Source organism: Bacillus sp. ISL-75 (assembly GCF_018613095.1).
Map to the genome: position 1 here is coordinate 94,081 of NZ_JAGGQX010000052.1, position 15,060 is coordinate 109,140.

The following is a 15,060-nucleotide window of genomic DNA, read 5'->3' on the forward strand; positions in this document are numbered from 1 at the left end:
CTTGAACATGAAACAATACATTGCTGCAAGAGCAGCAAAGGAATTGAAGGATGGGGATATCGTCAATTTGGGGATAGGGATTCCAACGCTGGTGGCTGATTATATTCCATCAGATGTAAAAGTTTTTTTACACTCGGAAAACGGCATTCTTGGAGTAGGTCCCACCCCTGATCCAGAGCATATTGACCAAAATCTTGTCAACGCAGGGAAACATCCTGTCACAGTATTGGAAGGGTCATCCTATTTTGATAGCGCTTCCTCTTTTGCAATGATTCGCGGAGGACATGTAAGCGTTTCGATTCTTGGTGTGCTGCAAATCGATGCAATTGGCCGGATCGCCAACTGGGCCGTCCCAGGAAAAAGTGTTCTTGGTGTAGGCGGGGCGATGGATTTATTGGAAGGCTCCAAAAAGGTAATCGTAACAACGATGCATACGTCTAACCAGGGTGAGTCAAAAATTGTCAAGGAATTAACCTATCCGATCACATCGGAACGAAAAGTGGATTTAATTATTACCGATTTGGCGGTGTTCACTGTAAAGGAAGATGGACTTTATCTTATGGAGCTGTCCCCTGGAATTTCCCTTGAGGAAGTTCAACAGAAAACGGACGCACCCTTCCATATTGCTGAATCTTTCAATATTGACAAAGAGGTGACTGTGTAGTGGTTGTAATCGTAAATGCATTTCGGACTGCTATCGGAAGCCTCGGCGGATCACTGGCAGATACGCCTCCGGAAGTGCTCGTATCTCTCAACATGAAAAATAATCTTTCTGCTTCCGGTTACGGTGCCAATATTGTCGATGAAGTCATCGTCGGACAAACAAAGCAGAGTGCGCATGCTCCGAATATTGCAAGAGTCGCGGCATTACAGGCCCATTTTCCAGAATCAATTCCTGCTTATACTGTTCATCGTCAGTGCGGTTCGGGCATGCAGGCTGTCATTAACGGGGCGATGTCCATTTTGACTGGTCAGGCGGACGTCGTTTTAGCAGGAGGCGTCGAAAACATGTCACAAGCGCCTCATTATACGGTTGGCACTCGATTCGGCAACAAGATGGGAGATATGACGCTGTATGATTCAAATACGGAGAGTCAGCCAAAATCGCAGCCAGAGGAGATATACGGCCGTTTCACGATGGGGCAAACAGCTGAGTGGCTGGCTGAAAAATATAACATTAGCCGCCGTGAACAAGACGAATTTGCTTTCACGAGTCAACAGAAAACGAAACGTGCAATTGAAATGGGCCATTTTGAAGAAGAAATCATTCCTGTTCCGGTTAAGGAAGGAAAAAAGGGGATCAGACACTTTGCGATAGATGAGTACCCAAGATTGACGGACATTGAAAAGTTAGGAACATTAAGTTCCGTGTTTCAAAAGGATGGTACGGTAACTGCCGGAAACTCATCCGGAAGAAATGATGGAGCCTCGATGCTGCTGTTGATGTCGGAAGAAAAAGCGAAACAACTTGGAGTGGTCCCGATGGCAAGGATTCGTTCCTTTGCTGCAGCGGGTGTATCACCAAAAGAAATGGGAATCGGTCCGGTTCCTGCATCCCAAATTGCGTTGAAAAAAGCGGGTCTTCGTTTGGAAGATATTGATTTGATTGAATTAAATGAAGCGTTCGCTGCTCAAAGTCTTGCTTGTTTAAAAGAATGGGGCATAAAAGGAGACAACGTGAATGTAAACGGTGGGGCGATTGCCTTAGGCCATCCACTTGGGTGCTCCGGTGCAAGAATCGTCACTACATTATGTCATGAGCTTGAAAAACAAAAGCGGCAATATGGCCTTGCGACGATTTGTGTGGCGGGGGGATTAGGAATGGCAATGGTGGTGGAAAGATGGATGGAATAAAAAAAGACTACGTGTTTCATCGTGATTTAAAAAAGGAGTACCCGATTATTACCCACGGTGCAGGGGTCTATCTCATAGATGAGAACGGGAAAAAATATTTGGATGCTTGCTCGGGAGCGGTTGCAGCCAACTTGGGCCATGGGATTACTTCTATAGGAGAGGCCATGGCAGAACAAGCAAAAAAAGCAGCTTTCGTCCATACAATGCGCTTCGAGACGAAACCGTTGCATGAACTGGCTGAAACAATCGGAAAAATGGCCCCCGACCATTTAAATAAAGTGTATTTTACAACCGGAGGCTCCGAAGCAAATGAAAGTGCTTTGAAGCTGGCGAGGCAATATCATAGAGACGCCGGCAGACCCCAAAAACACATAGTGATCGGGCGATGGCAATCGTATCACGGTAACACCATCGGTTCTTTATCAGCAGGAGGAGACGTTAAAAGAAGGCATGCATACACTCCTAATCTTTTAAACTATGCCCATGTCTATTCTCCGTACTGCCACCGATGTCCATACGATCGTCAAAAAGATGATTGTCTCTCCAAACAAAACTGGACGTGTGTAACGGATATTGAAAGAACCATTTTAGAAATTGGTCCTGAGAACGTGTCGGCATTTATCGCCGAACCGATTGTCGGAAGCCAGCAAGGTGCTGTTCCACCGCCGCTTGGGTATTTTGAGAAAGTACGAGAGCTATGTGATCGTTACGAAATCGTCTTAATTATCGATGAAGTGATGACTGGATTCGGCCGTACTGGTACCAACTTCGCGACAGAACAGATTGGAATCAAGCCTGATATCATCACATTCGGAAAAGGGGTATCAGCGGGATATGCTCCGCTTGCCGGAATGATCGTTCATGATCGGTTAATCAATGGGCTCATTCAAAACAGCGATGGGAAATTCATTCACGGTTACACATATAGTGGTCATCCTGTGGCAGTGGCAGCAGGTCTTGCTGCATTAGACGTATATGAGCGAGATATGGTGCTGGAAAACGTCAAAAAACAAGGGGCCTACCTTTTCAACCGTCTTATGGAGCTGAAGCAAAAACATTCTTATATATCTGATGTTCGGGGCAGAGGGCTTTTAATCGGTATGGAGCTTGTGAAAGATCGTGAGCAGGATCTATTGTTCAATCCATCTGAAAAAGCTGCTGAAAGATTGAATGGAATTGCGATGGAACTTGGTGCGGTTTTTTATCCCGGTTCCGGTTCAATTGACGGCACCATGGGGGAGCACTTTATCATCAGTCCTCCTTTAAATGTCACGAAAATAGAAATTGATGAAATTGTGAGAATACTAGATGAATCATTATCGATATTCGAAGGCCAATTTAGAAAGGAAGAGGCATATGAAATTACAAAGTAAAACAAACGAAATTCAAGAAAAAGCACGAAAGCATTTATCACCGGTCATGACAAGGGTAACGGAGCTTGTCATTGAAAAAGCGCATGGCGCCAAATTTTGGACGACAGACGGAAAGGAATATATCGATTTTGTTTCAGGAGTGGCCGTCAATGCAGTCGGGCATACGAACGAAAAAATGGTGGAAGCCATTAAAAAGCAAGCTGAAAATTTGATTCATCTTGGATTGAACTATGGTTATTATGAAACGGCAGCGAATTTGGCGGAAAAGCTTGCTCAAATCACACCAGGAAATCTAGACACTGTCTTTTTCTCCAATTCGGGAGCTGAAGCTATTGACGGTGCACTTAAACTAGCAAAGGCGGCCACAGGGAGACCCGCCATCATTGCTTTTGAAGGATCGTTTCATGGCCGTACATTAGGAGCAACAGCCATTACGGCATCAAGCTCTAAATACCGCCGTTATTATGAACCGATTTTAGGTGAGGTGTATCACGTTCCATATCCGTATCCCAGCCAGCTGAAAAACATTAGAGAAGAAGAAGCTGAAGAGTATTGCTTGAATCAGCTTCAAAAATTGTTCGATCTACGCGTGGATCCTTCACGTGTGGCGGCTATCATCATTGAACCGGTAATGGGTGAAGGCGGCTATTATCCGGCACCGCCAAGCTTTTTGCAGTCGTTAAGAAAGATGACAGAGGAACACGGCATTTTGCTTATCTTTGACGAAGTACAAACAGGATTTGGCCGTACAGGCAAAATGTTCGCGGCAGAGCATGCGAATGTGACTCCTGATATTTTAGTACTGGCAAAAGCCCTTTCCGGCGGAATGCCTCTTGGTGCCATTGTAGCAAATCGTGAGCTTCATGAAAAATGGCCGACGGCCGGTCATGGTTCGACATTTGGAGGAAATCCAGTTTCTTGTGCTGCGGCATTGGCAAACATTGAGGTCATTGAGGAAGAGAAGTTAGTAGAACGCAGTGCTAAACTCGGTGCCAAGATTGTCGGCCGACTTCATAACTCGGTAGGACATTTACCGGGCATTGTTGAAGTTCGAGGAGTCGGCATGATGATCGGTATCGAATTCGATTCGGAATCTGCTACTTTCTTTGTACCGAAAATTAAATCGAAAGCACTGGAAAATGGATTGCTCATTATGAACTGCGGTGTAAGCGGGCAAACGATCCGATTAATGCTGCCTCTTAATATTCAAGAAGATGTACTAGATATAGGATTAACGATTTTAGAAGATGTGATAACAGAAACTATATCCGGAAACTAATTTTCGATTCCTCGAAATACCACGAAAAAGGAGGTCAAGTTTATGTCTAGTCAAATCAAAACAGATATTCTTCAGGGAGATCTTTATATAAATGGAAAATGGGTAAGTGCCCCCGATCAGTCCTACTTTGAAAGCTTAAATCCGGCAACGGGGGAACTTGTCGGCGTATGTGCGGCCGCCACAACAGAGCAAGTGGATGAGGCTGTTGCAAAAGCGAATGAAGCGTATTCACAATGGAAGAACACACCCATTCCAGAACGAGCGGTTTATTTAACGAAAGCAGCCCAATTGTTTGAAGTACGAAAAGAGGAACTTGCTAGCGTTATGACAATGGAGATGGGCAAAGTGCTGCCAGAGTCTTTAGGCGAAGTTGGAGTGGTCATCGCGACTGCTCAATATATGGCAGGCGAGGGACGACGCCTCTTTGGAGAAACGGTCCCTGCGGGCTTCCCGGATCGGAACGTAAGAATGGTTCGTGAACCTCTTGGAGTTGCGGCGTGCATTACCCCCTGGAACTTCCCTGTTGCGCTTGCTTCCTACAAAATCTTTTCAGCTCTGATTGCTGGTAATACTGTCGTATGGAAGCCTGCTTCAGAGGTTGCGCTATCGGCAAAGATATTTGTGGAAGTGTTAGATGAAGTAGGATTTCCAGCAGGAGTTGTGAACTTAATTACCGGTTCAGGAAGAACAGTCGGGCAATCACTCGCAGAGCATTCTGATGTTAAAATCATTTCGTTTACGGGCTCAACTGAAGTCGGACAAAAGTTGGCTGAAATGAGCAGTAAAACATTGAAACGTATTTCATTGGAATTGGGTGGAAAAAATGCAGTGATCGTCTTGAAGGATGCGGACTTGGACAAGGCGGCAGACGGAATCGTAAAATCAGCGTTTACGACAACTGGTCAGCGCTGTACAGCGGCAAGCCGAGTAATCGTCGAGCGTCCAGTAAAGGAACTGCTCATACAAAAAGTTGTCGAACTAACACAGTCTATGAAAATAGGAAATGGACTTGAAGAAGGTAAACAAGTAGGCCCTCTCGTAAATGAAGACCAGCTCCATATAGTCGAAAAATATGTAAAAACAGCGATTGAAGAAGGTGGGAAAATTGTGTCAGGTGGGCAGCGTGTCAACGAATTGGGCGGCTATTATTATGAGCCGACAATCATTGAGAATGTGAAACCAAATGATACCATTGCACAGGAAGAAATATTTGGTCCTGTTCTTGCCATCATTGAAGTAGATTCATATGAGGAAGCCATGGAGGTAAATAACGGGACAATTTATGGGCTATCAACTTCTATTTATACTGAGAGCCTTCATTATGCGAACCGTGCTGCAAAGGAAGCAGTAAGCGGACTTGTCTATATTAATAACGGAACATCCAATGCCGAAATGGGAGTTGCATTTGGAGGCATGAAAATGTCCGGAAATGGGCACCGTGAAGTTTCCCATCATGCATTCGATGTCATGACAGAGTGGAAGTCGATTTATACGAACTATTAAATGAACGGGATGGGGGATAACATGAGAAAACATCGTATCGGTATTGCATTCTTTTACCATGAATCCCACAGTTTCAGCCCGATGAAAACTGAAATCGAACAGTTTCGAAATGAAGGATACTTTATCGGCGATGAAATTTATGATGCCTATATTGGTACGAAAACGGAAGTGGGCGGGTTTTTGGATGTATTGAAACAGGAAGAGGATGTAGAAATCGTGCCGCTGCTTTGTGCGGCAGCGGTCCCATCGGGCGTAGTATCAACAGAAGCGTATTCCATCATCGAAGAGCAAATGCTCCTGTCAATCCGGGAGGCTGGAAGGCTGGACGGTTTATTGCTGGCACTGCATGGAGCGATGGTAGTGGAGGACCTCTTTGATCCAGAAGAGCATTTACTAGGAAAAATTCGTGAGCATATCGGACCGAATGTCCCGATTGCGACGACCCTGGACATGCACGCCAATTTAAGCAGAAAAATGATTGATTACACACCGCTTCATTTTGGATTTAAAACATATCCACATGTTGATATGTATGAACAAGGCGTTCATGCGTCAGTGGCTTTATTGAAGCAATTAAAGGAAGGTGTGCATTATTATGCTTCTTTTGAAAAATTGCCGATGATGCCTCCCTCTATCAATATGAGAACTGCAGAAGGGCCGATGTACAAAATGATAGAGTGGGCGAAACAAGCCGAAGAGGAAGAAGGAATTCATCATGTGTCCGTATTTGGCGGCTTTCCTTACTCGGATATCCCCATGGTCGGTGCAAGTGTACTTGTTGTTTCGCTCGATCCGCAAAAAGGAAAAGAGACTGCCCAAAAGATGGCTTCCTTGTTCTGGAGTGTAAAAGAAGAATTTATCATGGATTTGCCCGGTGTAAAAGAAGGGCTCGCTTTGGCGATGTCGATTGAAGATGACAAACCGGTCGTGCTGGCGGACATCTCGGATAATCCTTTAAGCTGCGGGAGCGGGGATACAACAGAGCTGCTTCGGGAGATGGTGAAGATGAACATTCCTGACACGCTGTTTGGAGGACTCTACGATCCCGAATCCATTGAGGCTTGCCGCAAGTCTGGAGCCGGAAATAAGGTATTCTTGTCCCTTGGAGGGAAAGTATCGCCTGAATTTGGGGAACCCGTACAGGTCGAAGCAACTGTAGTGGCCTTATCAGACGGTGTATTTCACAATTCTGGTCCGTTCAATCAGCATTTAAGAGTTGATTTAAAGGGGGCGGCTCACATTCGCGTTGGCAAGATGGATATCCTCCTCATTGGAAGGCCGATGTCAGCGAATGATCCGGAAATGTTTCGTCATATTGGCCTTGAGCCGCAGGTAAAGAGAATTCTTGGGTTAAAGGCTAAAAATCATTTTCGGGCAGCGTTTGAGCCGATTGTTGGCCGTATCATTTATGTGGATGCACCTGGTGTTGCATCCAATCGCTTAACAACTTTTACGTATCGTTACATTCCTAAGCCAATTTGGCCGCTGGATGATATCCAATATGAATTAGAACGGAGGGGGACAGAAAAATGGAAACATTGAACAAAACCTATTATGTCGAAGTACCAGCTTCATTGAATCCAGAACAGCTAAAAATGATGATGGAGCTTGAGCAAGATGCGTTTCCGGGATTAGGAGCAGTAGATGAACAAGCCCTTGTCCCGCTTACACGCTACGGGAAACTCATTCAATACCGGCAGCAAAATGATCCAAAGCCGATTGCGATTTGCGAAGTGATGAGAGCTTACAATGATATTCATAAAGCCTACATTTTTGGGTTTTATGTCCGCTCCGACCAGCAAGGGAAAGGAATCGGGAAATTATTTTTACAGGAAATTTACCCTATTCTAAAGCAAGATGGTTTTCGTAAGGTTTGCTTAACGGTCAGTACTAAAAACAAGGCAGCCGTCAAGTTATATGAAAAATTAGGGTTTGTCATAAAAGAGACGAGATTCGATGAATTTGGTGAAGGGGAAAATCGCTATTATATGGAATACCTCATTTCTTAATAAAGTAATGATCAGAGGAGAATTCATTAAAAAATAGGCTATTTTTAGGAGGAGTTATGATGAGAAACAATTTATTCAAACCAAAAAGACATTGGAAAGAAATCGAGCTTTGGAAGGATGTTACAGATGAGCAATGGAACGATTGGGTTTGGCAATTGACGAATACTATCAAAAATTTAGAAGACTTAAAGAAAGTAGTTAACTTAACACCAGAAGAAGAGGAAGGGGTTTTAATCTCAACAAAAACAATCCCATTAAACATCACGCCATATTATGCATCGCTTATGGATCCTGATGATTCAAGATGTCCGGTTCGAATGCAGTCTGTTCCGATTTCTGCGGAATTGCATAAAACAAGATATGATTTAGAAGATCCCCTGCACGAAGATGAAGATTCACCAGTACCTGGGTTAACACATCGTTATCCTGATCGCGTGTTGTTCCTAGTAACAAATCAATGCTCCATGTACTGCCGTTACTGCACAAGAAGGCGCTTCTCCGGACAAATCGGAATGGGTGTACCAAAGAAACAGTTAGACACAGCGATTAATTATATCGCATCTAACCCACAGATTCGAGATGTGTTAATTTCCGGAGGAGACGGCCTCCTTATTAATGACAATATTTTAGAATATATTTTAAAGAATTTACGTGAGATTCCGCATGTAGAAATTATTCGTATCGGTACAAGAGCACCTGTTGTATTCCCACAGCGTATTACTGAAAATCTTTGTAATATCTTGAAAAAGTATCATCCAGTTTGGTTGAATACACATTTCAATACATCTATTGAAATTACGGAAGAATCGAAGCGTGCATGTGAAATGCTTGCAAATGTTGGTGTACCTGTTGGTAACCAGGCTGTTATTTTAGCAGGCATTAACGACAGTGTACCGATCATGAAACAGCTTATGCATGACCTTGTTAAAATTCGTGTTCGGCCATATTATATTTACCAATGTGATTTATCAGAAGGGATTGGCCATTTCCGTGCACCAATCAGCAAAGGATTGGAAATTATGGAAGGACTTCGCGGCCATACATCGGGTTATGCCGTTCCGACATTTATTGTTGATGCCCCGGGTGGAGGCGGTAAAATTCCATTGCAGCCGAACTATATCATTTCTCAAAGTGCTAATAAAGTCGTATTACGTAACTTTGAAGGTGTTATTACATCCTATCCAGAACCAACAAATTATCAGTCAGGCAGTGCAGAGGATTACTACAAAAGGGTATATCCTGAAGTGTTTGAAAAGTTTGAAAGTAATGGTGTTCTATCCATTATTGATGATACGAAATTTAACCTTACACCTGAAGGATTAAAACGGTTAGATCGCCGCAAAACGTATAAGGAAAATACTGAGCATAGTTCATTAAAAGATAAACGTGACAAACGTGACGAGTTAAAAGAGAAAAAATTCCAATCACAAATGAAGAAATATGAAACAGTGGGAGCAAAGGAGGAATAATTTTGATTTGTCAATGGTGCGAATCTGACACAGCACGTGAAACGAGCAACAAAGTGTATTGGGAACTTCCAGATGGAACAAATGCGATCGAAATTCAGGACACTCCATCCATTCATTGCTTGGAATGCGGTATGACCTATCAAACAGATCATACGGTGAAAGAAATTGAGGATCATCTATTTTTAATTGATTGCTCAAAGCTCGAAAAAAGTATGACGTATGAAACACTTATGGCCGCTCCACGCTTATTGAAGCGAAACTACTTTGATTTTTCGAAATAATTAGCCAAGCCATCTCTCATTTTTCAATATAAAGTGGGAGATGGCATATGTTTTCTAAGAAGTTAGATAGATGCTAATAGATGAAAAATTAAGGAGGACAAGAATGGAAGCAACCAACATCTATAATAATGACCAAAATAATCAGAAACATCAGAATAATAAGGAAAGTAAAGAGCATATTAAACGCAATCTAAAGGCACGTCACATGACAATGATTGCTATTGGAGGGTCAATCGGGACAGGTTTATTTTTAGCGACAGGGACGTCCATTCAAACAGCTGGCCCTGGTGGAGCGCTAATAGCTTATGGAGCTATCGGCATCATGGTCTACTTTTTGATGACAAGCCTCGGAGAAATGGCTACCTTAATGCCGATTTCGGGATCCTTTTCAACTTATGGCAGCCGTTTTGTCGATCCGGCATTTGGTTTTGCGCTTGGTTGGAATTATTGGTTCAACTGGGCTGTGACACTGGCGGTTGAAATAGCTGCATCAGCTATTATTATGAAGTTCTGGTTTCCAGATGTACCGAGCATCGTGTGGAGTGCACTGTTTTTAGGTCTAATATTTTTATTGAATGCATTGTCGGTTAAAAGTTACGGGGAATCCGAGTATTGGTTCTCCTTAATAAAAGTAGTGACAATCATCGTTTTCATTGGAGTCGGTTTGCTTACCATTTTCGGTATTCTTGGTGGACAGTTTATCGGGTTTAAAAACTTTACTATAGGAGATGCTCCGGTTCATGGCGGTCTTTTATCCATTTTAAGTATTTTTTTCATTGCAGGTTTTTCCTTTCAAGGAACGGAACTCGTGGGGATTGCTGCAGGAGAAAGTGAAGAGCCGGAGAAAAACGTACCAAAGGCGATTCGACAAGTATTTTGGCGAATTCTTCTATTCTATGTCGTTGCCATCGCTGTCATTGGCCTTATTATTCCTTATACAAGTCCAAACCTTTTAGGCAGGGATGTCGATAGCATCGCTGTCAGCCCTTTTACCCTTGTATTTGAGAAAGTGGGCATTGCATTTGCGGCATCTGTGATGAATGCGGTCATTTTGACATCGGTTTTATCTGCAGGGAGTTCCGGTTTATATGCATCGACACGCATGCTTTGGTCCATGGCAAAAGACGGTCAGGCGCCTAAATTTTTACAAAATGTAAATGATCGCGGGATTCCGATGAATGCCCTTGTCATGACGACGATTATCGGAGGCTTTGCCTTTTTAACGTCCATTTTTGGAGATCAAGTGTATACATGGTTATTAAATGCGTCAGGCTTAACTGGATTTATTGCATGGCTAGGAATTGCAGTCAGCCATTATCGTTTTAGAAAAGCATATATGGCCCAGGGCAGGGACATGAATGATTTGAAATTTAAAGCGAAATGGTTCCCGCTTGGTCCGATTCTTGCTTTTGCGATGTGTGTCTTTGTCATTTTCGGCCAAAATTATCAAGCTTTTCTAGCAAGTGAGATTGATTGGTATGGAATAGCCGTGTCGTATATTGGTTTACCGATCTTTTTGGCATTATGGCTTGGGTATAAACTTGTTCATAAATCGAAGGTCGTTCCACTAAAGGAATGTTCTTTTGATGAGATATCATCAAAATAGAAGGTATAGAGGATGGGTATAAATTCTATAAGGTGAATTAAAATGGAATAGCTATGGACCTGTCAAAAAGCACAAGCTAAATACCTAGCTAGTGCTTTTTGACTAATAGAGAACTCTCCATAAATAGAAGGTTGCATAGGATTCCCAATTTGCCCACGGGATTGATAATGCGAGGATTTCTTCTTTGGTCGGCTTTCTATCCATATTTAGCAGCGTTTTTATCGCATTAATTAGACCGACATCATCGATTGGGAAGGCAGTCGGAAAACGAAGGCAGCGCATCAGCACATAATTGGCTGTCCAAGGGCCAATCCCGCGTATTTTAATTAAGCTTTTTTCGACCTCTTTAAAATGACCGGCTTCCATTAATTTTTCCTTGGATAATTCGCCGCTCGCCATTAATTTGGCAATTCCGCTTTCTTTCAAAAGCTGCGGATTTAGAATGGCCGAAATTAAGAGAGACTTTTTTAAAGCCTATCCAACACCGATCTTTGAAAACGGGATAAGAGCTTTAGATATGATTGTATTTGAAAAAGAGCTATGATTCCTAGTTAGTGTCAGGCCTCTTGCGATGTGGCCTGGCTTATCTCGTATGAACGGTTAGTAATTTTTTATCAAGTTTCACAGCTTTTCTACATGCTGAATAGACTAATTTAACGGAAGCTTATTTAAAAAGGCATGGTGGAGGGAAAGAGCTTGAAGATATACCAAGTGAAAGGGTCGCCAGATAGTGTAATGGAATTGTTGGAAATCACAGCGAATGGGAAAGTGAAGGTTAGGGATATCAACAATGATGAGGTCATTGAAACAACAATGCTAGCCTTTGAAATGGCATTTGAACCATCATCCGATTATTCCTCTATTGAGAAACAACAAGCAAAGGCACTAATGATAAATCATAGCGTACAAGCGGATATCAATGAAATGATCGAAAAATCTCGGGTTAAAGTTGTTAAGGCTTTTGGAAGATGCACTATGGTTGCGGTCCAGCTGCCCAATGGGTTTATCATCACCGAATCGATAACCAGTGTAGATGAGGCATCCTATAACAAAGAAACAAACACCCAGATTTGTTTGGAACGGATTAAACATAAAATTAGTGAGCTTGAAGCTTACAAAACTCAAAGTGTAGCGATACAGTCTTAGAATGTGGAGCTGCGAAAAGTCCGAACCCTGAATGCAAGAATCATTGTGTTCAGGGTTTTTTTATGTTGACCCTGTTTTTCTAAAAAGCAAGAACTAAACTGTTGGAAAATCGATTTGGTTCATTCATAAGAATTCTAATTGCCCGATGAGATCATAAAGAACACGAACGGTAAATCCAACATTCTTACAAACTTAAGTAGTGACCAGTTTTCGACACATATCGAATGCAGGAACATTCTGGTGGTAAGTTGGTGGAATGGTGGTGGCAAAATCCAACATCCTGCCACCAATTTAATCTGCCCGAATACAATTATCCTCTTTATTGATTTAATAGAGAACACGCCATAAATAGAAAGTTGCATAGGATTCCCAATTCGCCCATGGGATTGATAATGCGAGGATTTCTTCTTTGGTCGGCTTTCTATCCATATTTAGCAGCGTTTTTATAGCATTAATTAGACCGACATCATCGATTGGGAAGGCAGTCGGAAAACGAAGGCAGCGCATCAGCACATAATTGGCTGTCCAGGGGCCAATCCCGCGTATTTTAATTAAGCTTTTTTCGACCTCTTTAAAATGACCGGCTTCCAATAATTTTTCCTTGGATAATTCGCCGCTCGCCATTAATTTGGCAATTCCAATAATATATTCACTCTTTTTGACGGTCATTTTAATATCTGCGAGATCCTTTGGTGTGAGTTGTGCAATTCGTTCATAGGATGGGAATATCCAATAATTTTTGCCGTCCCATTCGATGGATTCACCAAATTTTTCAACGAATTGTCTCTTTAATGTGTAAGCGAATCCTAAGTTAATTTGCTGGCCTAAGACCCCCCAGCAAAGAGCTTCAAACAAATCGGGAATGCCGATAAGGCGTAATCCATAAAAGTCTTTTACGGGCAATTTAAGTAAGGGATCAGCTTTGGCAATTTCATAAAAGGGAGTTAAATCGTTATCGAGGTCAAACCATTCTCGAATATAATGGACTACCTTATTAGGATTGCGCGGTTTACCTTTTAAAAAGTGTACAACCATTTGGTTTTTCTCGTTCACTTTTATTTGTACAAGTGTTTGAATTTCGCCACTCGCGATGACTCTTGTAATGTTATCATTTTCAATTTCATACATACATTCATTTTTATTCCGCTGCAGGTATCCAAAGTTTGCTTTCATATCAAACGCTTCAGGCAATGGAATGACAATATCTTCATTAACTTCGTTAATTTCTTCCCCAAGTGTGTTTAGTGTATTGGACAATTTAATCCCCACCCATCATTTTTGCTATATTCTATTATAATCACAGATATGTAAAATTAATTTTAATATCATGCTGTTATATTCAAAATGTCCTTATTGATTCTTTGAAGAAAGGACAGGAGTATTAAACTAGAAGTTCCAAATGGAAATATCCAACAGCCATTTCCAGGTGCCTGACACCGGATTTTGTGAGATAATCGAAATGTAGTATGATAGAATTATCTTTGGTTTGTTTGGAAGACTTCTTAGGAGAGGATATTAGATGACCAATAATGAGATACCTTCTCTACAGAAGGATGGGAAAGTTACGATATTGAATCAACGAAATACATCTAACATAATGACTGATCTAAAGTTACTTTTCAAAGCAAATGTATTAATCGCTAATGTTTTGCCTGTCTTTGCAGGATTCTGGTTAGCCTTACATTTTACCAATACTTCTTTTACAGCACACCTGGATCTATTTTTCTTAACAATTTTCGGAAGTACAATGGTAATGGCCGGGGCCCTCGCGCTCAATAACTGGTACGATGTTGATATTGACACTGTAATGGATCGAACAAAGGGTCGTCCAACAGTAACGGGGAATATTTCTTTGAACGCAGTTTTAACAATAGGTATTGCTCTAAGCGTATTAGGTCAAATCCTTTTACTCTTTACGACCGTTGAAGCGGCGATATACTCCTTTGTCGGATGGTTTACTTATGTTTTTTTATATACCATGTGGTCAAAACGGCGGTATACAATTAATACAGTAATTGGAAGTATTTCCGGTGCCGTTACACCTTTAATAGGATGGACAGCCATCGCACCTGGTTTTCAAAGAGTCCCAATGATCTTGTTTCTTATCTTGTTTATTTTTCAAATGCCGCATACCTTTGCGATTGCTGTAAAGAAATATAAAGAATACAAAGCAGCTGGAGTAGCCATGCTTCCCGTTGTTCGCGGATTGGCAGAGACTAAACGGCAAATGGTGATCTATATTGCTTGCTTATTTCCATTACCATTTTTATTAACGATGCTTGGAACTACATTTATGGTGATTGCTACATTGCTTAACGTTGGATGGTTGGTTGTGAGTATCAGCGGATTTTTTACTAAAGATGATTTAAAATGGGCACATGTGAATTTTCTATATTCCGTTAATTATATAACTATATTGTTTCTCTTGATGGTAATTGTTACATTGCCGGTATTTAGTTAGTCGAGATCAAATAAAACTCAAACTATAGAAAAGTGAAGGCTGTTCCGAGAGTATGCAAGTTATTTGCAAACTATTGGAG

Annotated in this window: 13 protein-coding genes and 1 pseudogene; 12 read left to right on the plus strand and 2 right to left on the minus strand. The window is 41.9% G+C overall.

Annotation, left to right across the window (positions count from 1 at the left end):
• Window position 1 precedes the first annotated feature (1 nt).
• The 10 genes from J7E63_RS20645 (at window position 2) to J7E63_RS20690 (ending at window position 11,374) form a co-directional block, all read left to right on the plus strand.
• Window positions 2-664, plus strand: a complete 663-nt coding sequence (locus J7E63_RS20645) for a 3-oxoacid CoA-transferase subunit B (RefSeq protein WP_285289955.1) — start codon at window positions 2-4, stop codon at window positions 662-664.
• Window positions 664-1,854: a thiolase family protein gene (locus J7E63_RS20650; protein ID WP_215015699.1), complete on the plus strand. Its 1,191-nt coding sequence runs from the start codon at window positions 664-666 to the stop codon at window positions 1,852-1,854. Before J7E63_RS20645 ends, J7E63_RS20650 begins: the two co-directional genes overlap by 1 nt.
• A complete protein-coding gene (locus J7E63_RS20655; RefSeq protein ID WP_215015701.1) occupies window positions 1,842-3,227 on the plus strand; it encodes an aminotransferase family protein in 1,386 nt (461 codons plus the stop codon). The genes J7E63_RS20650 and J7E63_RS20655 overlap by 13 nt, the downstream gene beginning before the upstream one ends.
• The gene (locus J7E63_RS20660) at window positions 3,211-4,506 is read left to right on the plus strand and encodes an aspartate aminotransferase family protein (RefSeq protein ID WP_215015703.1); all 1,296 of its coding nucleotides are present in this window, start codon (window positions 3,211-3,213) and stop codon (window positions 4,504-4,506) included. The genes J7E63_RS20655 and J7E63_RS20660 overlap by 17 nt, the downstream gene beginning before the upstream one ends.
• Window positions 4,507-4,548: 42 nt before the next feature.
• Complete coding sequence (locus tag J7E63_RS20665; protein ID WP_215015705.1) at window positions 4,549-6,009, plus strand: aldehyde dehydrogenase family protein; 1,461 nt, start codon at window positions 4,549-4,551, stop codon at window positions 6,007-6,009.
• 21 nt (window positions 6,010-6,030) lie between these two features.
• Complete coding sequence (locus J7E63_RS20670; RefSeq protein ID WP_215015706.1) at window positions 6,031-7,551, plus strand: M81 family metallopeptidase; 1,521 nt, start codon at window positions 6,031-6,033, stop codon at window positions 7,549-7,551.
• Entirely contained in the window at window positions 7,539-8,018 is a 480-nt protein-coding gene (locus J7E63_RS20675; protein WP_215015707.1) for a GNAT family N-acetyltransferase, read from the plus strand. Before J7E63_RS20670 ends, J7E63_RS20675 begins: the two co-directional genes overlap by 13 nt.
• 59 nt (window positions 8,019-8,077) lie before the next feature.
• Window positions 8,078-9,487: a lysine 2,3-aminomutase gene (gene kamA, locus J7E63_RS20680; protein WP_215015959.1), complete on the plus strand. Its 1,410-nt coding sequence runs from the start codon at window positions 8,078-8,080 to the stop codon at window positions 9,485-9,487.
• 2 nt (window positions 9,488-9,489) lie between these two features.
• Window positions 9,490-9,768: a YokU family protein gene (locus J7E63_RS20685; protein ID WP_215015708.1), complete on the plus strand. Its 279-nt coding sequence runs from the start codon at window positions 9,490-9,492 to the stop codon at window positions 9,766-9,768.
• 103 nt (window positions 9,769-9,871) lie between these two features.
• Window positions 9,872-11,374: an amino acid permease gene (locus J7E63_RS20690; RefSeq protein ID WP_215015709.1), complete on the plus strand. Its 1,503-nt coding sequence runs from the start codon at window positions 9,872-9,874 to the stop codon at window positions 11,372-11,374.
• A 102-nt stretch (window positions 11,375-11,476) separates the two neighbouring features.
• On the opposite strand, the pseudogene J7E63_RS20695 reads toward J7E63_RS20690, so the two are convergent.
• Window positions 11,477-11,788, minus strand: a pseudogene (locus tag J7E63_RS20695) (DNA-3-methyladenine glycosylase family protein); the annotation flags it as partial.
• A gap of 282 nt (window positions 11,789-12,070) precedes the next feature.
• Here J7E63_RS20695 and J7E63_RS29755 point away from each other — a divergent pair.
• Entirely contained in the window at window positions 12,071-12,520 is a 450-nt protein-coding gene (locus tag J7E63_RS29755; RefSeq protein WP_251033644.1) for a Gp49 family protein, read from the plus strand.
• Window positions 12,521-12,847: 327 nt separating this feature from the next.
• Here the strand turns inward: J7E63_RS29755 and J7E63_RS20705 are convergent, their stop codons facing one another.
• Entirely contained in the window at window positions 12,848-13,744 is an 897-nt protein-coding gene (locus J7E63_RS20705; RefSeq protein WP_374193771.1) for a DNA-3-methyladenine glycosylase 2, read from the minus strand.
• Window positions 13,745-14,039: 295 nt separating this feature from the next.
• Here J7E63_RS20705 and cyoE point away from each other — a divergent pair, with 295 nt between their 5' ends.
• Window positions 14,040-14,981, plus strand: a complete 942-nt coding sequence (gene cyoE / locus J7E63_RS20710; protein ID WP_215015710.1) for a heme o synthase — start codon at window positions 14,040-14,042, stop codon at window positions 14,979-14,981.
• The last annotated feature ends 79 nt before the right edge of the window (window positions 14,982-15,060 follow it).

What these genes read in the sequence shown, in the direction of transcription:
- J7E63_RS20655 (WP_215015701.1), top strand. Translation starts at nt 1,842, where the DNA reads ATGGATGGAATAAAAAAAGACTACGTGTTTCATCGTGATTTAAAAAAG.
- J7E63_RS20660 (WP_215015703.1), top strand. Translation starts at nt 3,211, where the DNA reads ATGAAATTACAAAGTAAAACAAACGAAATTCAAGAAAAAGCACGAAAG.
- J7E63_RS20665 (WP_215015705.1), top strand. Translation starts at nt 4,549, where the DNA reads ATGTCTAGTCAAATCAAAACAGATATTCTTCAGGGAGATCTTTATATA.
- J7E63_RS20670 (WP_215015706.1), top strand. Translation starts at nt 6,031, where the DNA reads ATGAGAAAACATCGTATCGGTATTGCATTCTTTTACCATGAATCCCAC.
- J7E63_RS20675 (WP_215015707.1), top strand. Translation starts at nt 7,539, where the DNA reads ATGGAAACATTGAACAAAACCTATTATGTCGAAGTACCAGCTTCATTG.
- kamA (WP_215015959.1), top strand. Translation starts at nt 8,078, where the DNA reads ATGAGAAACAATTTATTCAAACCAAAAAGACATTGGAAAGAAATCGAG.
- J7E63_RS20690 (WP_215015709.1), top strand. Translation starts at nt 9,872, where the DNA reads ATGGAAGCAACCAACATCTATAATAATGACCAAAATAATCAGAAACAT.
- cyoE (WP_215015710.1), top strand. Translation starts at nt 14,040, where the DNA reads ATGACCAATAATGAGATACCTTCTCTACAGAAGGATGGGAAAGTTACG.